Source organism: Jeongeupia naejangsanensis, assembly GCF_016865585.1.
Taxonomy (GTDB): domain Bacteria; phylum Pseudomonadota; class Gammaproteobacteria; order Burkholderiales; family Chitinibacteraceae; genus Jeongeupia; species Jeongeupia naejangsanensis.
The window spans coordinates 227,952-252,091 of the sequence record NZ_JAESND010000001.1; the positions used below are offsets into that span (position 1 = coordinate 227,952).

At 62.6% G+C, this 24,140-nt stretch carries 22 protein-coding genes; 11 read left to right on the forward strand and 11 right to left on the reverse strand.

Going from position 1 to position 24,140, the window contains the following annotated elements:
• Nucleotides 1-241 precede the first annotated feature (241 nt).
• Nucleotides 242-634, forward strand: coding sequence for a hypothetical protein (locus JMJ54_RS01045; protein WP_203536094.1), 393 nt, complete (start codon nt 242-244; stop codon nt 632-634).
• Between the two features lie 12 nt (nt 635-646).
• On the opposite strand, the gene JMJ54_RS01050 is transcribed toward JMJ54_RS01045, so the two are convergent.
• The 6 genes from JMJ54_RS01050 to JMJ54_RS01075 all read right to left on the reverse strand — a co-directional run bounded on the left by JMJ54_RS01050 (nt 647) and on the right by JMJ54_RS01075 (nt 7,624).
• A complete protein-coding gene (locus JMJ54_RS01050; protein WP_203536095.1) occupies nt 647-922 on the reverse strand; it encodes a hypothetical protein in 276 nt (91 codons plus the stop codon).
• A 190-nt stretch (nt 923-1,112) separates the two neighbouring features.
• Nucleotides 1,113-2,489 carry a cysteine--tRNA ligase gene (gene cysS, locus JMJ54_RS01055; RefSeq protein ID WP_203536096.1) on the reverse strand — a complete coding sequence of 459 codons (1,377 nt, stop codon included), beginning with the start codon at nt 2,487-2,489 and terminating at the stop codon, nt 1,113-1,115.
• 133 nt (nt 2,490-2,622) lie between these two features.
• Complete coding sequence (locus JMJ54_RS01060) at nt 2,623-4,389, reverse strand: glycoside hydrolase family 18 protein (RefSeq protein ID WP_203536097.1); 1,767 nt, start codon at nt 4,387-4,389, stop codon at nt 2,623-2,625.
• 145 nt (nt 4,390-4,534) lie between these two features.
• Nucleotides 4,535-5,053 carry a tRNA adenosine(34) deaminase TadA gene (gene tadA, locus JMJ54_RS01065; RefSeq protein WP_203536098.1) on the reverse strand — a complete coding sequence of 173 codons (519 nt, stop codon included), beginning with the start codon at nt 5,051-5,053 and terminating at the stop codon, nt 4,535-4,537.
• Nucleotides 5,050-6,717: a DNA repair protein RecN gene (gene recN / locus JMJ54_RS01070; protein ID WP_203536099.1), complete on the reverse strand. Its 1,668-nt coding sequence runs from the start codon at nt 6,715-6,717 to the stop codon at nt 5,050-5,052. Before recN ends, tadA begins: the two co-directional genes overlap by 4 nt.
• Nucleotides 6,718-6,748: 31 nt before the next feature.
• Complete coding sequence (locus JMJ54_RS01075) at nt 6,749-7,624, reverse strand: NAD kinase (RefSeq protein WP_203536100.1); 876 nt, start codon at nt 7,622-7,624, stop codon at nt 6,749-6,751.
• A 109-nt stretch (nt 7,625-7,733) separates the two neighbouring features.
• On the opposite strand from JMJ54_RS01075, the gene hrcA reads away from it, so the two are divergent.
• Nucleotides 7,734-8,750, forward strand: a complete 1,017-nt coding sequence (gene hrcA / locus JMJ54_RS01080) for a heat-inducible transcriptional repressor HrcA (protein WP_203536101.1) — start codon at nt 7,734-7,736, stop codon at nt 8,748-8,750.
• Nucleotides 8,751-8,791: 41 nt separating this feature from the next.
• Entirely contained in the window at nt 8,792-9,850 is a 1,059-nt protein-coding gene (gene mltB, locus JMJ54_RS01085) for a lytic murein transglycosylase B (protein ID WP_203536102.1), read from the forward strand.
• A 74-nt stretch (nt 9,851-9,924) separates the two neighbouring features.
• Here mltB and JMJ54_RS01090 read toward each other — a convergent pair whose 3' ends face one another.
• From JMJ54_RS01090 to apaG, 5 genes are all read right to left on the reverse strand, one after another.
• Nucleotides 9,925-11,544: a methyl-accepting chemotaxis protein gene (locus JMJ54_RS01090; RefSeq protein WP_203536103.1), complete on the reverse strand. Its 1,620-nt coding sequence runs from the start codon at nt 11,542-11,544 to the stop codon at nt 9,925-9,927.
• Between the two features lie 185 nt (nt 11,545-11,729).
• On the reverse strand, nt 11,730-13,100 hold the full coding sequence (locus JMJ54_RS01095) for an L-serine ammonia-lyase (RefSeq protein ID WP_203536104.1): 1,371 nt from the start codon (nt 13,098-13,100) through the stop codon (nt 11,730-11,732).
• An 89-nt stretch (nt 13,101-13,189) separates the two neighbouring features.
• On the reverse strand, nt 13,190-14,425 hold the full coding sequence (locus JMJ54_RS01100) for an amino acid permease (protein WP_203536105.1): 1,236 nt from the start codon (nt 14,423-14,425) through the stop codon (nt 13,190-13,192).
• A 198-nt stretch (nt 14,426-14,623) separates the two neighbouring features.
• The gene (locus JMJ54_RS01105) at nt 14,624-16,405 is read right to left on the reverse strand and encodes an ABCB family ABC transporter ATP-binding protein/permease (RefSeq protein WP_203536106.1); all 1,782 of its coding nucleotides are present in this window, start codon (nt 16,403-16,405) and stop codon (nt 14,624-14,626) included.
• Between the two features lie 86 nt (nt 16,406-16,491).
• Complete coding sequence (gene apaG, locus JMJ54_RS01110) at nt 16,492-16,875, reverse strand: Co2+/Mg2+ efflux facilitator ApaG/CorD (RefSeq protein WP_203536107.1); 384 nt, start codon at nt 16,873-16,875, stop codon at nt 16,492-16,494.
• A 100-nt stretch (nt 16,876-16,975) separates the two neighbouring features.
• On the opposite strand from apaG, the gene rpe reads away from it, so the two are divergent.
• The 8 genes from rpe (at nt 16,976) to JMJ54_RS01150 (ending at nt 24,132) form a co-directional block, all read left to right on the forward strand.
• On the forward strand, nt 16,976-17,662 hold the full coding sequence (rpe, locus tag JMJ54_RS01115; RefSeq protein WP_203536108.1) for a ribulose-phosphate 3-epimerase: 687 nt from the start codon (nt 16,976-16,978) through the stop codon (nt 17,660-17,662).
• Nucleotides 17,663-17,789: 127 nt separating this feature from the next.
• Nucleotides 17,790-18,389, forward strand: a complete 600-nt coding sequence (locus tag JMJ54_RS01120; protein ID WP_203536109.1) for a CDP-alcohol phosphatidyltransferase family protein — start codon at nt 17,790-17,792, stop codon at nt 18,387-18,389.
• On the forward strand, nt 18,386-19,333 hold the full coding sequence (locus tag JMJ54_RS01125) for a phosphatidate cytidylyltransferase (RefSeq protein ID WP_203536110.1): 948 nt from the start codon (nt 18,386-18,388) through the stop codon (nt 19,331-19,333). Before JMJ54_RS01120 ends, JMJ54_RS01125 begins: the two co-directional genes overlap by 4 nt.
• Nucleotides 19,334-19,335: 2 nt before the next feature.
• On the forward strand, nt 19,336-20,031 hold the full coding sequence (locus tag JMJ54_RS01130) for a lysophospholipid acyltransferase family protein (protein WP_308437950.1): 696 nt from the start codon (nt 19,336-19,338) through the stop codon (nt 20,029-20,031).
• Nucleotides 20,018-21,865 carry a bifunctional alpha/beta hydrolase/class I SAM-dependent methyltransferase gene (locus JMJ54_RS01135; protein ID WP_203536111.1) on the forward strand — a complete coding sequence of 616 codons (1,848 nt, stop codon included), beginning with the start codon at nt 20,018-20,020 and terminating at the stop codon, nt 21,863-21,865. The genes JMJ54_RS01130 and JMJ54_RS01135 overlap by 14 nt, the downstream gene beginning before the upstream one ends.
• Nucleotides 21,837-22,337 (forward strand): hypothetical protein, encoded by a 501-nt coding sequence (locus JMJ54_RS01140; RefSeq protein ID WP_203536112.1) that lies wholly within the window; start codon nt 21,837-21,839, stop codon nt 22,335-22,337. Before JMJ54_RS01135 ends, JMJ54_RS01140 begins: the two co-directional genes overlap by 29 nt.
• Before the next feature lie 32 nt (nt 22,338-22,369).
• Nucleotides 22,370-23,707 carry a phosphatase PAP2/dual specificity phosphatase family protein gene (locus tag JMJ54_RS01145; RefSeq protein ID WP_203536113.1) on the forward strand — a complete coding sequence of 446 codons (1,338 nt, stop codon included), beginning with the start codon at nt 22,370-22,372 and terminating at the stop codon, nt 23,705-23,707.
• Entirely contained in the window at nt 23,698-24,132 is a 435-nt protein-coding gene (locus JMJ54_RS01150; RefSeq protein ID WP_203536114.1) for a hypothetical protein, read from the forward strand. The genes JMJ54_RS01145 and JMJ54_RS01150 overlap by 10 nt, the downstream gene beginning before the upstream one ends.
• Nucleotides 24,133-24,140 lie beyond the last annotated feature (8 nt).

The following is a 24,140-nucleotide window of genomic DNA, read 5'->3' on the forward strand; positions in this document are numbered from 1 at the left end:
GCGGACAGCGTCATATGCCGCAGGCAACAATTACCACGGCGAACACCGGTTTCTGATGAAAGCTCGCGTCGCGAGTGCCGACTTACTCCGTCAGGCACGTCCCATCCGCCCCGCAGAATCGAAGGCCAGCCGCTATCGGCACCGGTGAATTCTTTGCTCCGACCCCGATAACGCGACCAGGATCGCACACCCGGTCGACTATCCATTCACAGCCGATCGTTGCTGACGTTATGCTTCGCCCATGAAAAACCGAACCATTCTCAAGGCAGCGGCGGCGCTCGTTGCCACCCAGCTGACTACGCTGGCATTCGCCGCCACGGTGCAGACCTCGGAAGGTCCGCTGACGCAGGCGTTCGTGACCTGCTTGCGGACCATTCCCGCCAACCTCGATCCGGCTGGCAGCGAGTACGCCCGCAAGGCCATCCCTTGTTATCGTGCCGCCAAGCAGGATGCCATTGCCTACGGGCGCCAGCACAAGCTGAGCGAAAAACAGCTGGCCGAGTTCTGGATGAAAGCATCCGCCGACAACAGCACGATGGAAGACGCCTGGACGCTGGGGGATGACTCGGTCGAGCCGGCACAGTTCTTCATCTCGTATGTCGAGCTGGCCGTTCAGCCGTCGCAGCCGGAGTAACTTCGTCCCGGCTTAGCGACGCACCGGTGGTGCGCTGGGCGGAACAAGCTCGAACGCGGGGCGTTTGGCTTCCTCCTGCCGGTGACGCTCGGCAGCGACCATCTGGTCGATCAGTCGGCCTACGGTGGTGTTCTGTTCACGCGCTGCAGTCACGAGGTAACGACGGGTGGACTCGTCGACTACCGCATTCAGTTGGGCCGGAATCTGTGTATTGGCGACGTCCTTGCTTTGCAGGGCACGTTGCAGCTGATTGAAGCGGCTGCGGCGCTTGCGCTCGGCCGGCGTCATGGCTTTGGCGCCGATCGAGGGGCGGCCGCGTTTTTTGGTGACAGGAAGCCCCGGTAATTCGGCGGTTTGGCGGTCGTCTGGGTGGCGCATGGCTGGATGAGTCGCTAGTCACAAAATGCCCGGCGTCATTGTAGTCGAGCACGGGCAGGAAAGAAAACGGCCTCATCGAGGCCGTTTTCACGAGAACACTTTACTGGCGGCGCCAGCTGGTTCCCTGTGGACCATCCTCGATCACGATGCCTGCCGCAGCCAACTCATCGCGCAGCCGATCGGATTCGGCCCAGTTTTTTGCGACTCTCGCCGCCTTGCGCGCAGCAATCGCGGCCTCGACTTTTTCAGCCGTCCACTCCCCTGCATCGCCCCCCTGCAGGAAGGCTTGCGGATCGCGCTCCAGCAGACCCAGCACGGCGGCCAGTGCCTTCAGCTCGCCCGACAACTGTGCCGATTGCTGCCGGTTGGCCTCGTGTGCCAGCTCGAACAGTACGGCCATGGCTTCGACGGTATTGAAATCGTCATCCATCGCGGCCTTGAAGCGCGCCGCGTAGCCCTGCTGCCAGTCCAGGGTGACGGCGGCCGGCGGCACGCTCTTCAGCGCGGTATAAAGCCGGGTCAGCGCGTTCTTTGCATCGTTCAGATGCACGTCCGAATAGTTGAGCGGGCTGCGGTAGTGGGCACGAAGGATGAAAAAGCGCACCACTTCGGCGTCGAATTTCTGCAGAACCTCGCGAATGGTGAAGAAGTTGCCCAGACTCTTGGACATCTTTTCGTTGTCGACGCGGATGAAGCCGTTGTGCATCCAGTAGTTGACGTAGGCGTGGCCGCTGGCACCTTCGGACTGGGCAATTTCGTTTTCGTGATGCGGGAACTGCAGGTCTGCGCCGCCACCATGAATGTCGAAATGACTGCCGAGATGATGGCAGCTCATGGCCGAGCACTCGATATGCCAGCCCGGGCGGCCTTCACCCCACGGCGATGCCCACTTGGCGTCCTGCGGCTCATCCGCCTTGGCGGCCTTCCACAGCACGAAGTCGAGCGGGTCCTGCTTGTTGACGTCGACATCGACGCGCTCGCCGGCGCGCAGGTCCTCGAGACTCTTGCCCGAGAGCTTGCCGTAGCCGTCGAACTTGCGCACTGCGTAGTACACGTCGCCATTCGGTGCCGGGTAGGCCAGGCCGTTCTCGATCAGCTTGCCGATCAGCTGGTGCATCTCGCCGACAAACTCGGTCGCACGCGGCTCGTGGCTGGGTTTTTGCACGCCCAGAGCAGCGGCGTCCTCGTCCATGGCCGCGATGAAGCGTGCGGTCAGGGCGTTGATCGACTCGCCGTTTTCCAGTGCGCGCTTGATGATCTTGTCGTCGATGTCGGTAATGTTGCGGACGTAGTTGACCTCGTAACCCGATGCGCGCAGCCAGCGCGCCACCATGTCGAACACCACCATCACCCGCGCATGCCCGAGATGACAGTAGTCGTACACCGTCATGCCGCAGACGTACATGTCAACCTTGCCGTCGTGGATGGGGGTGAAGACCTGTTTCTCGCGCGCGAGCGTGTTGTAGAGGCTGAGCATGTTTGGGTGCGTAAGGTGGAACGAACCTGTGATTCTAACAGACTGCACGCCGCTGTTCTAAGGCACCCGAAATCCGGCCGGGCGTAAAAAAGGGCGCCACACGGGCGCCCTTTCAATCCAGCGGGATGCGTTCTTACTTTTTCAGCGCATCGGAAAGCGTCTTGCTCAGCTCGCCATCGGCGGTGTCGTTCGACAGCTCCCAGAACATCACGCCACCGAGCTTGTTCTTCTTCACGAACTCGACCTTTTCCTGCAGCGCCTGCGGATCGTCGTAGTTCCAGACTTCGTTGCCGTTGAGCTTCCAGACGGCACGGGTCTTGTCGTCACGGAACACCTTGCCCGGCGCGGTCTTGATCTGCGCATACGGCTTGCTGCCCTGCTCCACCGGTCCCTTGGCAGGGCCACTGCTTGGCTGGTACATGCCGTTGTTGTCGCTGCTCTTGACCAGCCAGCCGTAGCCGTAGAACGGCACACCCAGCACCAGTTTCTGCGACGGCACTTTTTCGAGGTAATCCTTGACCGTGTAATCGATCGCGAACTGATCCTTCTTGCCGCCGTACAGGTTGGCGTGCGGCTGGCTCTGGTTGGCCCAGCCATTGCTGAAGTCGTAGGTCATGATGTTGATGAAATCGAGCGACGGATGGATTTTGTCCAGCTCCATCATCGACGACTTGTCGCTGGCCGCGGGGCTGGCGATCGTCAGCAGCAGACCGGGCTTGACGGCGTCGAGCTGCTTGCGGAATTCGGCGAGCAAGGCGGTGTAGTTCTTCGTGTCTTCCTTGCGGACGACATTGCCCTTCTCGCCTTCGGCCGCCGGGTATTCCCAGTCGATGTCGATACCGTCAAAGACGCCGGCAGCCAGAGCCGGGGCGACCTTGCCCTGCCTGTCCGGCACGTTGCCCTTGATGTAGGCGTCGACGCAGGATTTGACAAAGGCTTCGCGGTTTTGCGGCAGCGCGGCGTCGGAGAAGTACTTCGACCAGCTCCAGCCGCCAAGGCTGATTACGACCTTGAGGTTCGGATTGGCCTTCTTCAGTTGCTTGAGCTGATTCCAGTGGCCGAACAGACCCTTGTCACCCTTGTCATCCTTGCCGTCGAGGGTGTGTTCCTTCGGCACCGGATCCCAGTAGTCATCTGCCGCGGCGCCGACGCCCTTGGCTTCGACCCCGACCACACACTTGTTGTCCTTGACGTTGCCGAAGGCGTAGTTGATCACCGTCAGGCGCTTGGCCGTGCCCGACGTCTCGATATCCTTCACCCAGTAGTTGCTGTTGTGCTTGGCCCACGCCGGGAAATAACCGACCACTTGCGGCGTTTTCGGTGCCGGTACGCCGGTGACGGCAACGGCTGCAACGGCCTTGGCGCCGGCCGACACCGCGGCGTCGCCCTTCTGCACCAGCTTGATGTTGTCGAAATAGATATCCTTGCCTGCGCCGGCCGAGCTGGTCCACTGTTCCAGCGCCAGATGGAAGTCGAAACGCCCCTTGAAATCGAGGTCGTAGTGCTCCCACTTGCCGGTGTCCTTGATCCGGTCCGGGAAGCCCGAGTTGGCCGTACCGGCCAGCCACTGGTCGCGGCCCGGGAATTCGGCGGTCACGCCGATGACGCCGCCGCAATTGCCGCCGCAGGTGCCGAGGTAGTCGAACGAAAGGACGTACTTGCCTTCGGGGAATTGCTGCTTGGTGAAGATGTCGCCGCCGTATACCGGCTTGTCGAAACGCGCGACCTTGTTGCCGGGCTTGAGCGGATCTTCAATCAGCGTGACGTTCATCGGCACGGTGCCGTCGCCGCGCTGGCCGACCCACTTGGCCAGATCGCCTTCGAAGTTTTCCTCGAATACCACGCTGTCCGCGTGCGCAAACGCCGCTGCGAGCAAGAGCGGCAATACCAGACGTTTCATTTTCGACCCCCACCTTCGTTTTTGTGAATACTGGTGCGGCAGCTTGCGCCGCCGCGGATGGCGGGGTCAGTGTAGCGTCGGAATGGTTGACTACAGGCGATGCCGTATTGCAATGACGTGCAAATGTCACACGTTGCGCGGACGGTCAGTTTGCTGCGGCCCGGCGCGCCTTTTCGGCTTCGCGGCGCTCGCGGAAAAACGCCCGCAATTGCGCCGCGGCTTCGTCGGCCAGCAACCCGCCGACGACGTCGGTCTGGTGGTTGAGGCGCCGGTCCGGAAACGGATTGATTACACTGCCGGCAGCGCCGGTTTTCGGGTCGGTGGTCGCGTAGACGATGCGTGCCAATCGGGCGTGCAGCATGGCGCCGGCACACATCAGGCACGGCTCCAGCGTCACATAGAGTGTGGCGCCGGGGAGCCGGTAATTGCCGAGCCGGCTTGCCGCATCGCGCAGCGCCAGCATTTCGGCGTGCGCACTCGGATCGTGCAGCGTGATCGGCTGGTTGCAGCCCCGTCCGACGATTTCACCATCGACCACGACAACGGCGCCGACCGGCACTTCGCCGAGCGCGTAGGCCCGTCCCGCTTCGGTCAGCGCCTCGCGCATGAATGCGGCATCGGCGTCGGTCCAGTCCGGCGCCGGCGAAATGACTGCATCACTCATGCCGACTGGACCAGCCCGAGCAGCTCGGCCGCATGACGGCGCGTGGTTTCGGTGATTTCCACGCCGCCAAGCATGCGGGCGATTTCCTCGATGCGCTCGTTGCTCGCCAGCGGGCGTACCGCGCTGACGATGCCGGCAGGTGTATTGGCCTTGCTGACCTGCAGGTGCTGGTGTCCGCAGGCCGCCACTTGCGGCAGATGGGTAATGCAAAGCACCTGGCGGTTGGCGCCAAGATCGGCCAGCAGACGGCCGACGATTTCGGCGACCCGTCCGCCGATGCCGACATCGACTTCGTCGAACACGAAAGTCGAAATGCCGCCCTGGGTCGCGGCGATGACCTGCAGCGCCAGGCTGATCCGCGACAACTCGCCACCGGAAACGATCTTGGCCATCGGTTTTGCAGGCGCATCGCCATGGCCGACAAGAAACTCGATGCTTTCAGCACCATGTGCCGTGAGTTTGTCGAGTGGCGCCAGCGCGATTTCGAAACGGCTGTCGGCCAGCGCCAGCGGCCGCATTTCCTTCGTCACGGCCTCGGCCAGCTTCGTTGCCACCGCCCCGCGCTTGGTGCTCAGTGTCTTTGCCAGCGCACGCGTCGCTTTCTCGGCACGGGCAACGTCGGCTTCGAGCCGGGCCAGACCATCGCGCCCGCCCAGTGTATCGAGCCGGGCCTGCCAATCGGCCAGCAACCCCACGAGCTGATCGGGCTCGCAACGGTACTTGCGCGCGGCACGCCAGATCGCATCCATACGGGCTTCGACATCGGCCAGCCGTTGCGGGTCAAGTTCGAGTCCGTCGGCGTAGCGGCGCAACGTATTCACCGCCTCGGTCAGTTGTGCATCGGTCGACGCCAGCAATTCGCGCGCCTCGGTCAGTCCGTCGTCGTAGCCGGCCAGTTCGTCGACCCTGTGCTGCGCACCGCCCAGCCAGCCCTGGCAATTTTCGTCACCGTCCGCGAGCGCAAGCAAGGCCGCCTGTACGCCATCGATCAGGCTGGCTGCATGGTGCAAGCGCTTGTGTTCCGACTGCAGTGCTGCCCACTCGTCTTCGCCAAGCGACAGTGATGAAACTTCATCGATTTGCCACTGCAAGCGTTCGCGCTCGGCCTCGAAGGTCGCCGCATTGCGGTGCGCGGCGTCGAGTTCATCGGCCAGTCTGCGCCAGCCACGCCAGGCGTCGGCCAGTTCGGATGCCAGCGTTTCGGCGCCCGCGTAGGCGTCGAGCACCTGCCGTTGCACTTCGGCACGCAGCAGGCGCTGGTGCGCGTGCTGACCATGGATGTCGACCAGCAGTTCGCCGACGGCCTTGAGCTGTGCCAGCGTCGCCGGACTGCCGTTGATGAACGCGCGGTTCTTGCCGTGGATGTCGATGGCCCGCCGCAGCACCAGCCGTGCCGGATCGGCATCGACCAGATCCGCGTCGACCAGCCACTCGCTCGCGGCCGGCACGTCGCCCAGCTCGAATTCGGCAGCCAGTTCGGCGCGTTCGCAGCCATGACGGATGATGCCGCTTTCGGCCCGATCGCCCAGCAAAAGGCCGAGTGCGTCGAGCACGATCGATTTCCCGGCACCGGTCTCGCCGGTCAGCACCGTGAGCCCGGCCGTAAAGTCGAGCGCGAGCTCGTCGACAATGACGAAGTTCTTGAGCCTGAGCGAAAGCAGCATGCGTTCTGGACGTCCCGAGTCGTTGTAGCGGTTATTGCAGCTTGTGGCCCCAGTGCAGCTTGGCCCGGAGCATGTCGTAATAGTTGTATCCCACCGGATGCAGGATGCGCAGTGTATTGCGGTAGCGGCGGATGCGGACGCGATCGTGTTCGCGCAGCTCGAAGTCCGACTGGTTGTCGAAATACACCCGCGCGTCGTTGGCGCGCGTCAGCAGGAATTCGACCTCGGCATCGTCGCTGACGACGATCGGCCGGTTGGACAGCGACTGCGGGCAGATCGGCACCAGCGTCACCGCCGGTAGGCTCGGATGCAGGATCGGTCCGCCCGACGCCAGCGCATACGCGGTGGAACCGGTCGGCGTGCTGACAATCAGCCCGTCCGAACGCTGGCTGTAGACGAACTGGCGATCGATGATGATCTCGAACTCGATCATCGAGCCGGTCGAGCCACGGCTGAACACCACGTCGTTGAACGCCAGTGACGGGCCGAACTCCTCGTCGCCACGACAGATCGTCGTTTCGAGCAGGATGCGCTCTTCGGGCACGAAGGCGCCGGCGAGCATGTCACCGATCACCTTTTCCATTTCGCCCAGCGGCACGTCGGTCATGAAACCCAGTCGCCCCTGGTTCACGCCGATCAGCGGAATCCGGTACGGTGCCACGAGCCGGGCCACGCCGAGCATGGTGCCATCGCCGCCCATCACGATCACGAGGTCGGCCAGCCGGCCGATCATGTCGCGTGCAACGGTCGGGTGATCGGCAATGCCGTGTTCGGCAGCGGCTTCTTCGTCAATCAATACACTGGCGCCACGTTCGGCAAGCATTGCAGCCAGGCGGGCCATCGGCTCGGCGATGGTCGGGGTGTTGCGACGACCGACCAGCGCCACGGTCTTGAACAGAGTTGTCATGGCTTTTCCATCTGGGCAGCCGGATACAAGACGCCGGCCGCCACGCATGCCCGGAATTAAACCATAGCCACCCCGGGCACGCACACGGCAACAGCGTTAGAATCCGAGCATGCTCAGCGAACGCGCCCAACTCCTGCTTACCACGCTTGTCGAACGGTATATTGCCGATGGCCAACCGGTCGGCTCGAAGACCCTTTCGCAGGCCAGCGGCCTCGTCGTTAGTCCGGCGACGATCCGCAACGTCATGGCCGAACTCGAGGATCTCGGATTCATTGCCAGCCCGCACACGTCGGCCGGCCGGATTCCGACCGCGCGCGGTTACCGGTTTTTCGTCGATTCGCTGATGGTCATGCAGTCGCTGGACCGGCTCGAACGGCATGCGCCACCCGAGGTCGGCGGCCTGCCCAAGGGCAATCCGCAACGCTCGATCGCCGCCGCGTCGCAGCTGGTGTCACAGCTGACCCACTTCGCCGGCGTCGTCATGCTGCCCAAACGGCAGGAAGCCATCCTGACGCACATCGAGTTCCTGCAGCTCGGTGAAAACCGCGTCCTGCTGATTCTGGTCACCGCCGACGGCGACGTGCAGAACCGCATCCTGACCACGCAAACCGCCTATTCGCCCGCGCAGCTGACCGAAGCCGCCAACTTCCTCAACGCGCATTGCGCCGGCAAGACCTTCGGCCATTTGCGCGGCGTGGTCGAGGCCGAAGTGCATGCGCTGAAAGGCGAACTCGTCACCCTGCTCAACGCAGCAGCGCAAGACGCAATGGCCTCGCCCGGCAACGAGACGGTGCTGATCTCCGGCGAGCGCAACCTGCTCGACAGCGATGATCTGGCGTCCAATATGGGTCGGCTGCGTCAGTTGTTCGAGTTGTTCGATCGCAAGACTGCACTGCTGCAGCTGCTCGACGTCGGCAATCGCGCCGACGGCGTGCAGATCTACATCGGCGGCGAATCCGGGCTCGAGCCACTGGGCGACTGCTCGGTCATTACCGCACCGTACCGCACCAACGGCGAAATCGTCGGCACGCTGGGCGTCATCGGCCCGACCCGGATGGCGTACGAACGCGTCATCCCGATCGTCAATGTCACCGCCAAACTTTTGTCGAGTGCACTGTCACAATAATTCCAGCACCCCCCTAGCCCGGCCCGCCGGTTGAGGACCTCATGCGCATTACCCTGCTCAGCACCCTGCTCTCCTTCGCCCTTGTCGCACCGGCGGTTGCCGACGACGCCCTGATCACCCGTCCCGACGTCAAGCAGTACCTCGACGAAGTGGCTGCCAGCGAAAACCTGTCGCGCGACAAGCTCGACACCCTGTTTGCCAACGTTCAGCTCAAGCCGAACATCATCTCCATCCTCGATCGCCCGTCGACCAGCCGGCCGTGGTACCAGTTTCGCGGCAACTTCGTGAATCCGACGCGAATCAAGGCTGGCGCGAAGTTCTGGCGCGCGCATGCCGATACGCTCGCTGCGGTATCGGCGCGCTATGGTGTTTCGCCCGAGGTGATCGTCGCCATTCTTGGCGCTGAAACCAATTACGGCAGCAATACCGGCAGTTTCCGGGTCATCGACGCACTGTCGACCGTTGCCTTCGACTATCCGCGCCGCGCCGACTTCTTCAGGAAGGAGCTGACGCAGTTCCTGCTGCTGGCACGCGAGGAAGGCGAGGATCCGCTGTCGTTCAAGGGCTCGTACGCCGGCGCGATGGGCTGGCCGCAGTTCATGCCGTCGAGCTTCCGCCAGTACGCGGTCGACTGGAACGGCGATCACCATCGCGACATCTGGAACAACGCCGACGACGCAATCGCCAGCGTCGGCAACTACCTGGCCGCGCACGGCTGGGAGAAAGGCGGCCCGACGATGGATGCCGTCAACGTGGACAGCGATCAGGTCGAAGCCTTGCTGGCGGACAAATTCAACCTGCACTACACCGTAGCCGAAATGCTGGCCAAGGGCATCGCACCGCTGACCGAGGTCGATCCGCAGCGCAAGGCGGTGCTGTTCGCACTCGATACCGAGCCGGACTTCACCCGCTACTACCTCGGCTATACCAACTTCTACGTCATCACCCGCTACAACAAGAGCACGCTGTACGCGAGCGCGGTGCTCGAGCTGGCCGACGGAATCAAGTCGGCCTATCTGAGTGGCGACGATGCAGGCGCGGCGCCGAAAAAGGCCGCGCCGGTCAAAAGCAGCGGCAGCTGGGGCAAGCCCAAGCCTTAGTCTCGACAGTGAATCAGCCAATAAAAAATCGGCCCTGGATCGGGCCGATTTTCATTCATGCCTGCTGCCGGCACTCAGATTCGGTACTGCGCCGTCTCGCGCTGCATGTTCGAAGCCAGTTCGCCCAGCTGCTTGGCCGAGCTGTTGGTCTGCTCGGCAATCGCGCTGTTTTCCTCGGTCATCTGCGCAATACGTTCGACCTGCTGGGCAATATTCGCGCTGGCCAAAGACTGTTCGCGCAGGGCGGCCGAGATGTCGTTGACCATCTGCACCGTCTGCCCCGCCTTGTCGCCGATCTGGCCGATCACGTCACGCGCGACATCGGCTTGCGCCACGCCGGTCTTGACCAGATCGACGGCCTGATTCATCCCGGCGACCGAGCGCTGCGCGCGCTCGCCCACTGCCTCAATGATTTGCGAGATTTCCGCTGTCGAATTGGCTGTCCGCTCTGCCAGTTTGCGCACTTCGTCGGCGACGACGGCAAAGCCGCGTCCTTGCTCGCCGGCACGCGCTGCCTCGATGGCGGCGTTCAGCGCTAGCAGGTTGGTCTGGTCGGCGACATCGCGGATCACGCCAATGACCGACGAAATCCGCTGCGTCTGCTCTTCCAGCTCGGACAGCCGTGTCGCCGCTTCACCGACGCCCTGGGCGATCTGTTTGATTTCATCGACAGTGCGGCCGATCACCTCGCGTCCCTGCTGAACCAGCTGGCCCGATTCGCGCGCCAGATTGTGTGCTTCGCTGGCGCGATCGGAGACGTGGCTGATGCTCACCGTCATCTGCTCGACCGACGATGCCATGCTCGCGGTCGCATCACTCTGGTAGTTGGCACTCTTGGCGACCTGACCCGATGCATCGGACAACTCGCCCGCCGAACCGGAGACGTCACCGGCTGCGCGCTGCAGCTGGCCCAGACTGCCATGGACACGATCCATCAGCCGGTTGAAGGCGGTGATGGCCTCGCCGACCTCGCCCTTGCCATCGGTCTTGGCGCGACGCTTGAAGTCGAGATCCTGCTCGACACCGCGAATCGCATCGCGCATGCCGTTGAGCGGTCCCACGATGGCACGGTAGCTGATCAGGCCGAAGACGCCGGCGCCAATCAGGCCCACCAACAGGCAGGCAGTTGACTGGAAGACCGCGCTATTGAAGGTTTCGGCTGCCGCCTTGACCTGCTTTTCGGACCACTCTTCGTTGTATTTGGCGTGCGTATCGAGTGCGACGGCAACCCGCTGCGAATCGTCATAGCTCTTGGCCAGCAGCGCATTCGCTTCGTCACGCTGCGCCAGCCTCGATAGCGCCAGCGCCTTGTCCTGAATCTGCAGATAGTTCTGCATGCTCTCGCGGTCGGCCGCCAGCAAGCCGACGTCTTTTGCGTCATTGGCGTCGAGGACGTTCTTCTCGTAATCACCAAACGCCTGATTGATTTTGTCCTTGTAGCTCGAAATCCGCTTTTCGAGTTCGGCCTGGTCCTGCGTGCTCATTGAATTGAGATGCCGGAATGTTGTGACCCGCATCCGTTGAAAGGAAACGTTTGCTTCGTTCAAATACCGGAGACTGGGAATGACGTTCCGGTTGATTTCATCGATATGGTTATTGATGCGATTCAATTGATAGATGCCAAGCCCGGAAAGCAAGGCCAGTACTGCTGCGAACGCCGCGATCAGTGCGATCAATCGTGTTTTAACTGTCATGGAATCCACCCACTAGAATCAAGCTGCCTTAAAAGTATCTCGTATTATTCATGCAAGTATTATGTAATTGTTTTGCCCGCACTACTGCTTTTGCATGATATTAGGGATTGATGATGTGCGCAAAAAAAATGCCCCCGGAATGCGGGGGCATTTGTATTTCTGGCAATTCTTATATCAAGCTTAAATCAACACGCTGGAATGCCGACAGTCAATGCAAGACCACCCAAGGATGTTTCCTTGTATTTGTTTTGCATGTCCATGCCGGTCCGGTACATGGTGTCAATGACCTGATCAAGGCTGATCTTGTGGCGACCATCCTCGATGATGGCCAGCTGGGCGCACTTGATGGCTTTTTCCGCCGCCACGCCGTTACGTTCGACGCACGGAATCTGCACCAGCCCGCCAACCGGGTCGCATGTCAGCCCGAGATGGTGCTCCATGGCGATTTCAGCGGCATTCTCGACTTGCGCCAGATTGCCGCCACTGACCGCGCAATAGCCGGCTGCAGCCATCGAACACGCGACGCCAACCTCCCCCTGACAGCCGACTTCGGCACCGGAAATCGAGGCGTTCATCTTGTACAGCATGCCGACCGCAGCGGCGGTGAGCAGGAAGTCGACAATGCCCTGATCGTTCGCCTGCGGATGGAAGTTGCGGTAGTACTGCAGCACCGACGGAATGATGCCGGCTGCGCCATTGGTCGGCGCAGTCACGATGCGCCCGCCCGCGGCGTTCTCTTCCGACACGGCAATCGCATACAGCATCGGCCAGAGCATCACGTCGGTCCGCCCGGCCAGCTGCAGCGAGACGATGCGGCGGAAAATGGCCGGCGCGCGACGCTTGACGCCGTAACCGCCCGGCAGATCCCCCTCCTGACGGCAGCCGCTCTCGACGCAATCCTTCATGACTGCCGCGATTTCCAGCAAGCCGTTGCGGATCGTCGCCTCATCCTGCCAGGTCGTCTCATTGGCCATGACAATCTGGGCAATCGACTTGCCTTCACGCTCGCAGTGCGCCATCAGCTCTTGCGCATTGGCGAACGGATACGGCGGCGCAGCGCGCTCGCCGACCGGCAGGCCGAACTCGTCGTCCGTAACGATGAAGCCGCCACCAATCGAGTAAAACACCGTTTCGGCAATCAGCGCGCCGTCTGCGCTTCGGGCACGGCAACGCAAGCCGTTGGCGTGCCTGGGCAGGAATTCGTGCATGTGCAGCACGACATCCCGACGCCCATGGAACGGCACGGGCTGCGATCCGCCAAGCAGTAGCGTCGCGCCTTCCTGCATCAGCGCTTGCGCACGCGGCAGCACCGACGCCGGGTCGACGGTTCTGGGCTCCTTGCCCTCCAGGCCATTGAGCATCGCCTCGATGGTGCCGTGCCCCTTGCCGGTGAGTGCCAGCGAGCCGTACAGATCGATCGTGACGTGCGCGATCCGCGCGCGATCGGGATGGATCAGCAAACTGTCGGCAAAGCGTTTGGCGGCCAGCATCGGGCCGACGGTATGCGAGCTGGACGGCCCGATGCCGATTTTGAACATGTCAAAGACGCTGAGCATGGCAAGCTCCGGTCGGGCAGGATCGCTACCCGGCAGCAGTATGGAATAAGGCCGCACGTGTAGCGCGGCCTGCATTCACGATCGCAGGATCAGAGGTAGCTGCCGACGAAGTCGCCGGCGATCCCCACGAGGCCCATCACGAAGACGAAGCTGGCGAACGACGAGCGATAGATCGTCAGGCGCGGCACGCGCTTCATCAGCATCACTGGCATCAGGTAGGCATAAATCGCGATAATCGGTGCCGACAGCGCGCCGATGATCTTCAGGATCGGCGGGTTGTACACGGCGAGGAACCACAGGCCGATCATCATCAGCACGGTCACGACCATGTTGATGCGCTTCTTGTCGAGCTTCTCTTCGTCGGCCGGGCGACTCCAGGTCATCAGCCGGGTAATGATGCCGACCAGACCTTCGCGGGTACCGACGAAGTGGCCAAAGTACGAGCTGGCAATGGCAAGGAAGGCGATCAGCGGAATCATGTACTTGAGGAAGGGCTGCTGCACGGCCAGCGACAGCACGGTCAGGATGTCGACGTTCTTGGCTTGCGCCTCGGCCAGCATCGCCGGTGTCGTCGTCAGCAGCATCGACAGCACGAAGAACATCACGAACACCAGCAGGATCAGCGACGTCCACTTGATGATGCCATCAGTGCGCTTGACGGCCTCTTCAACCGGGTACTGCGCACGGTACGACGCGCCCAGTGTCGAGCACACCGGCGAAAAGTTCATCGCGAACACCAGCACCGGGAACAGCAGCAGCAGGTTCTTCATCACGTCGCCACCTGTGGTCGGCGCGGTCACGACCGCACTGTTCCAGTACGGAATCATGTACAGCGACAGCACCGCCAGCAGGATGATCAGCGGGAAGGTGATGATCGACGTCACCCGCACCATGATTTTCTCGCCGGCGAGAATCACGCTGGTCAGGCCGACCAGCAGCAGGAAGGTCAGCACCGGGCGGGAGACTTCGCCGACACCCATCTGGTTGGTCAGGAACGACGAGACGATATTGGTGATCCCGGTCGCGTAGCCGACACAGATCGTGATGATCGACAGGAAGTACAGCACCGACACGGCAAAGCCGACGTTGCGGCCCAGGTCATGCTCGACCGCGCCGACGATGTCGGTCGCCTTGCTGCACGACGCCACCACCCGGGTGATGCCGCGGTGCGCGACATAGGTCACCGGGAAAATGATGGCGGTCAGAATCAGCGTCGGCCAGATGCCGCCGAGGCCGGCGCGAATCGGGAGGAAAAGAATTCCGGCGCCCACGGCGGTGCCAAAACACGTCAGCACCCACTCCCAATCTTTACGATCCAGTTTCATGCGACCCTCCTGAGGCCTGTTTTGTTGTTGGCGCGCGCGGGGTACCGCTGACGCCATGGCGACCTTTTTAAGGCCATCAGGAGGATGACGGTTGTGACTTAGTTACGCTGTCCGCACTTTCCCTTACGCGTTTTGAGCTGGAGCAAGGTAATCGTCCGACATAAGACAATATAATTGTCTTAATTGTGCCGGTCACAATCAGGCCACGTGATCCGCCGGCTCCTCATGCTGCTGCAACGCCCACAGGCGGGCGTAGTGTCCGTTCTGGGCCAGCAGTTCAAGATGCCGTCCACGCTCGACAATCCGGCCGTCTTCCATGACCGCGATCTCGTCAGCGTCGGCAATCGTCGAGAGTCGATGCGCGATGATCAGCGTCGTGCGGTCCGCGGAGATGGCCTTGAGCTCGGCCTGGATGCCCTTTTCGGTTTTCGAGTCGAGCGCACTGGTGGCCTCGTCGAAAATCAGGATCGGCGGATTCTTCAGGATGGTCCGGGCAATCGCGACGCGCTGCTTTTCACCGCCGGAGAGCTTGAGTCCGCGCTCGCCCACCATGGTGTCGAAGCCTTCCGGCAGCTTTTCGATAAAGTCGTAGATGTGCGCTGCCCGTGCCGCCTCGATCACTTCTTCGCGGCTGGCGCCGGTTTTGCCGTAGGCAATGTTGTAGTAGATCGTGTCGTTGAACAGCACCGTGTCCTGAGGAACGATGCCGATGTGCGCACGCAGGCTTTCCTGCGTCATGTCGCGCAGGTCGATGCCGTTGATCGTGACGCGCCCCTGCCAGACGTCATAGAAGCGGTACAGCAGCCGCGACAGCGTCGATTTGCCGGCGCCGCTGGCGCCGACCACCGCAAGCGTTTTGCCGGCCGGAATCTCGAAGCTGACGTCGCGCAGGATCTGCCGGTTGCGCTCGTAGCCGAAGTCGACCGATTCGAAGCGGATGGCAGCGCTGCTGGCCTGGAGCGTGCGCGCATCAGGCGTGTCCTTGACCTCGGCGTTCTGCCGCAGCAGCTTGAACATCTTTTCCATGTCGGCGAGCGAGTGCTTGATCTCGCGGTAGACAAAACCGAGGAAGTTCAGCGGCGCGTACAGCTGCAGCAGGAAGGCGTTGACGAGCACCAAATCGCCCAGCGTCATCCGGCCGGTGACCACATCCCGGGAAGCCAGCCAGACCAGCGCAGTCACGCCGGAAGCGATGATGACGGCCTGCCCGGCGTTCAGCAGCGACAGCGAGACCTGATTCTTGACCGATGCACTCTCCCACTTGGACAGGCTCCGGTCATAGCGCTCGGCCTCCCAGCGCTCGGCGTTGAAGTACTTGACGGTTTCGTAGTTCAGCAGGGCGTCGATCGCGCGGGTGTTGGCCTTCGAATCGAGTTCGTTCATCTGCCGGCGGAACGCCATGCGCCACTCGGTCACGCCAAGGGTGAAGCCGATGTAGATGACGATGGTGCCGAACGTGATCGCGGCGAAGTACCAGTCGTACTTCTTCAGCAGGATGATCGCCACCAGCGCGATTTCGACCAGCGTCGGCAGGATGTTGAACAGCATGAAGTTGAGCAGGAAGGCGATGCCCTTGGTGCCGCGATCGATGTCGCGACTCATGCCGCCGGTCTGCCGCTCAAGATGGAAACGCAGGCTGAGCGCGCTGAGGTGTTCGAACACCTGCAGCGCGACACGCCGGATCGAACCCTGCGTTACCTTGGCGAACACCGCATCCCGTAGCTCGCCGAAGACTGACGAGCACATCCGCAAAGCACCGTAGGCGAACACCAGCGCGACCGGCATGACGATGATGCCCTTGCTGCCGTCGAGCGAATCGACAATGTCCTTCAGGACCAGCGGCACGGCCACGTTGGCGAACTTGGCCGCAATCAGCAGGCTGAGCGCGATCACGACGCGATTCTTGTAGCGCCAGAGATAGGGAAACAGGGTGCGCAGCGTGTGCCAGTCGTTGCGCGGGGCGGAATCGGGAGTGGCCATGATGGTGTTCTTGTTCTACGGACGACAAGACCAGATGAGGCCTGAATCAGCGGATTACAAGCCCGGCCGCGGACGGGATCGGGCCATCAGTGCAGTGTGCGCGGAATCGACAGTACGAACTCGGGAATATCGACATGGAACTCAGTGCCGTCCAGCGTACGCATCAGGTAGCTGCCACGCATGGTGCCCACCGGCGTTTCCAGCGTTGCGCCGCTCATGTATTCAAACGACTGGCCGGGCTCGAGCACCGGCTGTTCGCCCACCACACCCAGGCCGCGCACCTCCTGGATGCGGTCGGCCATGTCACGAATCACCCAGTGCCGGGAAACCAGCTGCGCAACCGCGTCGCCGTGGTTGGTGATGCGGATGTGATACGAAAAGACGAAGCGGCCTTCCTCTTCGTCCGACTGCTCGGCAACGAAGCTGGCGCGCGGCACCACGTCGATCCTGAACTTGGGATTATCGCCCATGCACGTTCCCCCATTGATGGAGGACAATCTTAACAGGCTGTCCCGGTCGTGGCAGGGTCAGCAAACGGTACAATCTAGTCATTCGTCCTGGAGTTCGTCCATGAGCCAGTTCCGCATTGCCCCGAGCATCCTGTCCGCCGACTTCGCCCGCCTCGGCGAAGAGATCAGCAACGTCATCGCCGCCGGTGCCGGCCTGATCCATTTCGACGTGATGGACAACCACTACGTTCCCAATCTGACGATCGGCCCGCTGGTTTGCGAGGCGATCAAGCCCTATGCAACCGTGCCGATCGATGTTCACCTGATGGTCAAACCAGTGGACCGCATCGTCCCCGACTTTGCCAAGGCCGGCGCCAACATCATCACCTTCCACCCGGAAGCCTCCGACCACATCGACCGGACGCTCGGCCTGATTCGCGAGCATGGCTGCCAGGCCGGGCTGGTTTTCAATCCGGCGACCTCGCTCGACCATCTCGACTACGTGCTGGACAAGGTCGACATGGTGTTGCTGATGTCGGTCAACCCGGGTTTTGGCGGCCAGGCCTTCATTCCGGCCATGCTCGACAAGGCCCGTGCCGCACGTGCCAAGCTTGATGCCTACAAGGAAAAAACCGGCCGGCACATCAATCTGGAAATCGATGGCGGCGTGAAGATCGACAATATCGGCGCGATTGCCGCAGCAGGCGTCGACACCTTTGTCGCCGGCTCTGCCGTCTTCGGCCATCCGGACTACAAGGCGGTGATCGACGCGATGCACGCCGAAATCGGCAAACATTGTCAGCACTGATACAAGCACGCACTCGGACAAGCCGGCATTCGCCGGCTTTTTTATTGCGCAGAAAAAATGAACGAGGAAAGTATTGCGAAAGTATGTCGGGGGTCGCACTATGCGCCATCACGTACCGCTCCTCGCCATGACGCTCTACGACCTCAAACCTGCGTTCCAGTCGCTGTTGCGCCCGGTGCTGCGCACCCTTCATCGCGCCGGCATCACGGCCAACCAGATCACGCTTCTCGCCTTGCTCGCATCAGTTGCGCTGGGACTCTTGCTGGCCCTGAACCCGGTCCCGCCCCTGTTCTTGATGCTGCCGGCCTTTCTGCTGGTTCGAATGGCGCTCAATGCCATTGACGGCATGCTGGCGCGCGAGTTCAAACAGCAATCCAGACTGGGCGCCCTGCTCAACGAAGCCGGTGACATCCTCTCCGATTCCGCGCTTTACCTGCCCTTTGCCCTTTTGCCCGGTGCCGACCCCGTTGCCGTGGTGGTGATGGCGCTGCTGGCCAATCTCACCGAGTTCCTCGGCGTCGCGGCACAGACCGTGGGCGCCAGCCGGCGTTATGACGGGCCGCTGGGAAAGAGCGATCGCGCCTTCGTACTCGGCGCCTATGCTCTGCTGGTTGGTCTCTACACGCCCGCACTGGCCTGGAGCCCCTGGCTGTTTTGGACTCTGGCCCTGCTGTGCGCATTCACCTGCCTGAACCGCGCCCGGCGCGCATTGCGGGAGGCCGCATGAATCCGTTCCCGATCTCCGACGTGCTGTTCTACGCGCTGTGCGTGATCGTTGCAGTGCTGGTATTTGCCAGCGGCACCATTGCGGCGCTGGGCTGGCATTTTCCGCAGAAGGACTGGCTGGAACTGCGCCAGCGCGTACGTACCTGGTGGTGGATCGTCGCCGTGTTCGTACTGGCCATTTCGGTCAATCGTGAAGTGTCGCTGGTGGTGCTGGGCTTCGTCAGTTTCCTTGCCTTCAAGGAATACCTGACGCTGGTGCCGACGCGCCGAGCCGACCACCTACCGCTGCTGTGGGCTTACCTTGCCATTCCGATCCAGTACTTCTGGATCTGGTACGGCTGGTACGGCATGTTCATCATCTTCATCCCGGTGTACGCCTTTTTGTTCCTGCCGATGCGCATGGTGCTGATCGGCGAGACGCAAGGTTTTCTGCGTGCAGCATCCACCCTGCACTGGGGGCTGATGACTACCGTGTTCAGCCTGTCGCACATGGCCTATCTGCTGGTGTTGCCCACCGACGTGACCGGCAGCATGAAAGGCGACGGCGCGCTGCTGGTGCTGTTCCTGGTCGTGCTCACCCAGTTCAATGATGTGGCCCAGTATCTGTGGGGCAAGGCGGTTGGGCGGACCAAGGCCATCCCCAAGGTCAGTCCGAACAAGACCGTGGCCGGCATGCTGGGCGGCGCGCTGACCACCACGCTCCTTGGGCTGATACTGGGGCCGGTACTGACGCCGATGGGCATGGCGCATTCGGCCATGGCCGGCTTGCTGATCGGCGTGACCGGCTTCGTCGGCGACGTGGTGATGTCCGGGGTGAAGCGCGATCTCGGCGTCAAGGACAGCGGCGATCTACTCCCGGGCCACGGCGGCATCCTCGATCGGCTCGACTCGCTGACCTACACGGCACCGCTCTTCTTCCACTACTTGCGCTACTTGTACTACTGATCGTGGCCGACTCCCGACTCTCCCGGCTCTGGCACAACGCCTTGCGGCTCGCCTTCATCATCGGCGTAGCCTGGCCGGTGGTACTGGTCTGGCTCGGGCTGACGCTGCGCCACCGCGAACGACTGCCGCTCAAGGGGCCCGCCATCGTGGTGGCCAACCACAACAGCCATCTCGACATCCTCACGCTCTACACGCTGTTCCCGCTTTCAAAAGTACTGAACGTGCAGCCGGCCGCCGCTGCCGACTATTTTTTGCGCCACCGGCTGCTCGCCTGGTTCGCAACCCGGGTGATCGGCATCATCCCCGTCGTGCGCGGCGGCGCCAGCAAGCAGACCGACCCGCTTGAAAGTTGCTATGCGGCACTGAAGGCCGGTCAGGTGCTGGTGCTGTTTCCGGAAGGAACGCGTGGCGAGCCCGAGCGCATGTCCGAACTGAAGTCCGGCCTCTGGTATCTGGGGCGCCGCTTTCCCGACATTCCCATCGTGCCGGTTTTCATGCACGGCTTGGGGCGCGCAATGGCCAAGGGTGCGCACATTCCGGTGCCCTTTTTCGTCGATGTCCATGTCGATCGTCCACTGCTCTGGCAGGACGACAAACCGGCCTTCAAGGCAGAGCTGCAAGCCCGTTTTACCGCACTGCAGCGCAAGGCCGCCGTGCTGGCCGAAGACCCCCAAGGAGCTCCCGATGCGCCACGCTGAAGAACACCAATTCCAGACCTTCGATCAACAGGCGCTGTTTTATCGCCACTGGCCGGCGGTTGAAGGCGGTCGGCCGGGCCGAGTCATCGTGCTGTTCCATCGTGGCCACGAGCACTCTGGCCGGCTGCAGCACATCGTCGACGAACTGGATCTGCCCGACGTTCCGATGTTCGCCTGGGATGCACGTGGCCATGGCCGATCGCCGGGCGAACGCGGCTTCAGCCCCAGCCTCGCCACCTCGGTGCGTGATGTCGACGAGTTCGTTCGCCATGCGGCCCGTGTCGCGGGTGTGCCACTCGATGCTGTAACGGTCATTGCGCAGAGCGTCGGTGCCGTGCTGGTCTCGACCTGGGTGCACGACTATGCACCGAAAATCCGCGGCATTGTTCTGGCTTCGCCGGCGTTCAAGGTCAAGCTCTACGTGCCGTTGGCGCGGCCAGGCCTGCGCCTGATGGAAAAGCTGCGTGGCAATTTCTTCGTCAACAGCTACGTCAAGGCCAAATTCCTTACCCACGACCCGGAGCGCATTGCCTCCTACGAGAGCGATCCGCTGATTACCCGACCGATTGCCTCGCACATCCTGCTGGCACTCTACGAGGCGGCCGACCGTGTGGTAGCCGACGCTGGCGCCATCACGGTATCAACGCAGTTGCTGATTTCCGGTGCGGACTGGGTCGTGCACCACGGCCCGCAGCACGAATTCTTCGACCGGCTGGGCAGCACGGTGAAGGAAAAGCACGTTCTCGGCGGGTTCTACCACGACACGCTGGGAGAAAAGGACCGCCACCTCGCCTTCGACAAGATACGTGTCTTTCTCGACCGGCTGTACGCCACGATGCCGAGCGTGCCCGATCTGCTTGCTGCCGACCGCCAGGGCTACACGGCCAGCGAGTACCGCGCGCTGCAGCAACCGCTGTCGCCACTCTCGCCCAAGGCGCTGTACTACGGCGCCACACGGCTCAACATGCGCACGCTGGGCAGCCTGTCGCGCGGCATCAAGCTCGGCTTCGACACCGGATTCGATTCGGGCAGTACGCTGGACTATGTGTACCGCAACAGCATCGAAGGCACGACGCCGCTGGGCAAGCTTGCCGACAGAATCTATCTCGACAGTGTGGGCTGGCGCGGCATTCGCGTACGCAAGCAGCATCTGCAGCAACTGATTACCCAGGCTGCCGATGCGCTGCGCGAGGCGCACACGACGATCCGCGTAGTCGACATCGCCGCCGGCCACGGCCGCTACGTGCTCGACGCGCTCACCGGCATTCCCGATGCCGAGCATATCCTGCTGCGCGACTACAGCCCGATCAACGTCGAGGCAGGCGGCCGCCTGATCGCCGAGCGTGGGCTGACCGCCAAAGCACGCTTCGTACAGGGCGATGCATTCGACCGCGACAGCCTCTCCAGCCTGACGCCGCGCCCCACGCTCGCCATCGTCTCCGGCCTGTACGAGCTGTTCCCGGACAACCCGCCCATTCTTGCCTCGCTCAAGGGCTTGGCCGATGCGGTCCCCGAAGGCGGCTACCTCGTCTACACCAACCAGCCGTGGCATCCGCAGCTGGAACTGATCGCCCGCTCGTTGACCAGCCATCGCAGCCACCAGCCATGGGTGATGCGTCGCCGGACCCAACAGGAGATGGACCAGTTAGTCGAGGCCGCCGGCTTCGAAAAGCTGACGCAACGCATCGACGAATGGGGGGTTTTCACCGTTTCGCTGGCACGGCGAAAAAGAGAAGATGCGTTGCCGACCGCAACGACACACGATGCGGCCACGGCCTGCCCCTCTGACCCTCCGGACCCGACCCATGCAACAACGTATCCACGAACTCTTTGACCTCCTTGCCGATGGCGGGCTTGATGCCGCCGACCTCGATGCCATGGCCACGGAGGTCGACCAGGCCGCCGCCGATGCCGAGACCTACCTCGCTGCCGACGCTGCCAGCGGCTACCCTGCGTTCAAGGCGCAACTGGGCGAAGCGGCCATGCCGCTGTGGCAGTGGGTGTTGCTGGAGCAACTGGAAGGCGGTCTGGTATTCCGCGGCCACACGGCGGTGGAACTGTACGCCGAGATCGTTGACGCCTTCGGCGAGGACGAGCTCGAACTCGCCCCTGACGCACTGGCAGGTCTCGACGAGGCCGGCGCTTGGCAACAGGTTTCTGCAGCGCTCGCCCCCGCCTATACACCGGTCGATTTCGCCCAGGCAATTGATGCACGCCGGCAGATCGTACTGGTCCGCAGTGCCAAGCTGGACCGCTTTCTTGCGTTGAGCCGCGAGATAGGGCTGACGGCCCATCCGGCGGTCTGAGAGACAACCCTTCCTGCCCCCAGCCACTCGCCATGACTGCCCCAAGCAACGCTGATTCCGCGGTTCGCCCGAGCTGGCGCTACCGACTACTCTGGCTGATTCTGGCCGGGCCGACCTTTTTCCTGCTCTACGGCCAAGCCAACCAGTACGCAGCCGGTTTGCCGGCCCATGCAGTCGGCAATGTGGCTTTCAGCTGGGAGCGCGACTACATCCCGTTCTGGCCGTGGACCATCCTGCCCTACTGGTCCATCGACCTGATGTACGCGGTCTCCATTGTCATCGGCAGCAGCCGGGCCGAGGTGCGCATTCAGGCCTGGCGACTGCTGCTGACGACGGCGCTTGCCTCGTTGTGCTTCGTGCTGTGGCCGCTGCGTTTCGGCTGGGAACGACCGGAAGTCAGCGGTGTGTTCGGGCAGATGTTCACGGCGCTCGGCATGTTCGACAAACCGTTCAATCAGGCGCCGTCGCTGCATATCGCACTGCTTTATGTGATCTGGCTGCGGCTGATCGCGCACGCCGCGCCGCGATGGCATCTGCTGATCCACGGCTGGTGCGTGCTGATTGGCGTTTCCGTGCTCACGACCTGGCAACACCACCTGCTCGATGTACCTACCGGCCTCGCGCTTGGCATTGCGGTTTGCTATCTGCTCCCCATGCCATCGCGACACTGGGTGCGCTGGCGCACCGCCGATGCGGCACGTGCACGCTCGCTGGCCCTGCGCTACCTGGCTGGCGCGCTGGCATTCGGCACCATTGCACTGATCTGGGGAGGCTGGAGCTGGCTGGCGGCCTGGCCAGCCGCGGCGCTGGCCATGGTGGCGCTCGGCTATGCCCTGCTGGGACCTTCGGTATTCCAGAAAGCCGGCGATGGCAGCAACACACTGGCGGCGACCTTGCTGCTGAGCCCGCAGCGGCTTGGCGCCAGACTCTCGTTCCACTGCTACCGACGCCACATCACCGCCTCCAGTCGGGTCACTGACGAAGTGGCGCTCGGCTGCTGGCCCGACGAAACCTCATTGTCCGGCTACGCTGCGGTGCTCGATCTTGCCGCCGAGTTGCCGCGCAGCCCGGCCACCCGCTCGCTTGCCTATCGAAGCGTGCCCTTGCTCGATCTGCTGCCCCCCACCGTCGACGAACTCACCCGCGCCGTTGCTGCGCTGGAAGACTTGCGTCAACACGGCCCGGTGCTGGTGCATTGCGCGCTGGGGCTGTCGCGCAGCGCCGTGGTGGTCGCGGCCTGGCTGGTTGCGCATGGCGGCAAACCGAGTGTCGAGCACGCCATGCAGCACCTGAAGGAGTCGCATCCCGGCGTGGTCCTGCAGGCCGGGCATCGGGCTGCGCTGCTGAGCTGGAGTGCGGCATGTCGCTGAACGATCTCGACCTCGCCCACCCCTGCGCTGGTGGCACGTTGATTGCACTGCTGGACAGCTGCAGTCGGCTGGGCTGGCTGGCGCTGGCGGTGATGCTCCATGCCGGTCTGCTGCTGGTTCCGGCCACCGGCTGGCTGACAGGCATGATGGTCTGCGTGCTGCTGCTGGGACTCGTCGTGCAGTATCTTGCTGCCCGACTTGCGCTCGATGCCGCGTTGTTTCGTACGCTCTACCGCCCCGATAGCGATGCACGGGTATTCGATCAAGCCATGGCCACGCTGTTGGGCGGCATTGCGCCCGAAACTCCGCGCACACTCGACTCGCGCTGGCGGGGCACGCAGCGGCTGATCCGGCGTTTTGCCATCGGTTTTGCATTGCAACTTACGCTGTGGCTGGCAACCCTACTGGCAACCATCTGGTATTGATTGGCCTG

What these genes read in the sequence shown, in the direction of transcription:
- JMJ54_RS01045 (WP_203536094.1), top strand. Translation starts at nt 242, where the DNA reads ATGAAAAACCGAACCATTCTCAAGGCAGCGGCGGCGCTCGTTGCCACC.
- JMJ54_RS01050 (WP_203536095.1), bottom strand. Translation starts at nt 922, where the DNA reads ATGACGCCGGCCGAGCGCAAGCGCCGCAGCCGCTTCAATCAGCTGCAA.
- cysS (WP_203536096.1), bottom strand. Translation starts at nt 2,489, where the DNA reads ATGCTCAGCCTCTACAACACGCTCGCGCGCGAGAAACAGGTCTTCACC.
- JMJ54_RS01060 (WP_203536097.1), bottom strand. Translation starts at nt 4,389, where the DNA reads ATGAAACGTCTGGTATTGCCGCTCTTGCTCGCAGCGGCGTTTGCGCAC.
- tadA (WP_203536098.1), bottom strand. Translation starts at nt 5,053, where the DNA reads ATGAGTGATGCAGTCATTTCGCCGGCGCCGGACTGGACCGACGCCGAT.
- recN (WP_203536099.1), bottom strand. Translation starts at nt 6,717, where the DNA reads ATGCTGCTTTCGCTCAGGCTCAAGAACTTCGTCATTGTCGACGAGCTC.
- JMJ54_RS01075 (WP_203536100.1), bottom strand. Translation starts at nt 7,624, where the DNA reads ATGACAACTCTGTTCAAGACCGTGGCGCTGGTCGGTCGTCGCAACACC.
- hrcA (WP_203536101.1), top strand. Translation starts at nt 7,734, where the DNA reads ATGCTCAGCGAACGCGCCCAACTCCTGCTTACCACGCTTGTCGAACGG.
- mltB (WP_203536102.1), top strand. Translation starts at nt 8,792, where the DNA reads ATGCGCATTACCCTGCTCAGCACCCTGCTCTCCTTCGCCCTTGTCGCA.
- JMJ54_RS01090 (WP_203536103.1), bottom strand. Translation starts at nt 11,544, where the DNA reads ATGACAGTTAAAACACGATTGATCGCACTGATCGCGGCGTTCGCAGCA.
- JMJ54_RS01095 (WP_203536104.1), bottom strand. Translation starts at nt 13,100, where the DNA reads ATGCTCAGCGTCTTTGACATGTTCAAAATCGGCATCGGGCCGTCCAGC.
- JMJ54_RS01100 (WP_203536105.1), bottom strand. Translation starts at nt 14,425, where the DNA reads ATGAAACTGGATCGTAAAGATTGGGAGTGGGTGCTGACGTGTTTTGGC.
- JMJ54_RS01105 (WP_203536106.1), bottom strand. Translation starts at nt 16,405, where the DNA reads ATGGCCACTCCCGATTCCGCCCCGCGCAACGACTGGCACACGCTGCGC.
- apaG (WP_203536107.1), bottom strand. Translation starts at nt 16,875, where the DNA reads ATGGGCGATAATCCCAAGTTCAGGATCGACGTGGTGCCGCGCGCCAGC.
- rpe (WP_203536108.1), top strand. Translation starts at nt 16,976, where the DNA reads ATGAGCCAGTTCCGCATTGCCCCGAGCATCCTGTCCGCCGACTTCGCC.
- JMJ54_RS01120 (WP_203536109.1), top strand. Translation starts at nt 17,790, where the DNA reads ATGACGCTCTACGACCTCAAACCTGCGTTCCAGTCGCTGTTGCGCCCG.
- JMJ54_RS01125 (WP_203536110.1), top strand. Translation starts at nt 18,386, where the DNA reads ATGAATCCGTTCCCGATCTCCGACGTGCTGTTCTACGCGCTGTGCGTG.
- JMJ54_RS01135 (WP_203536111.1), top strand. Translation starts at nt 20,018, where the DNA reads ATGCGCCACGCTGAAGAACACCAATTCCAGACCTTCGATCAACAGGCG.
- JMJ54_RS01140 (WP_203536112.1), top strand. Translation starts at nt 21,837, where the DNA reads ATGCAACAACGTATCCACGAACTCTTTGACCTCCTTGCCGATGGCGGG.
- JMJ54_RS01145 (WP_203536113.1), top strand. Translation starts at nt 22,370, where the DNA reads ATGACTGCCCCAAGCAACGCTGATTCCGCGGTTCGCCCGAGCTGGCGC.
- JMJ54_RS01150 (WP_203536114.1), top strand. Translation starts at nt 23,698, where the DNA reads ATGTCGCTGAACGATCTCGACCTCGCCCACCCCTGCGCTGGTGGCACG.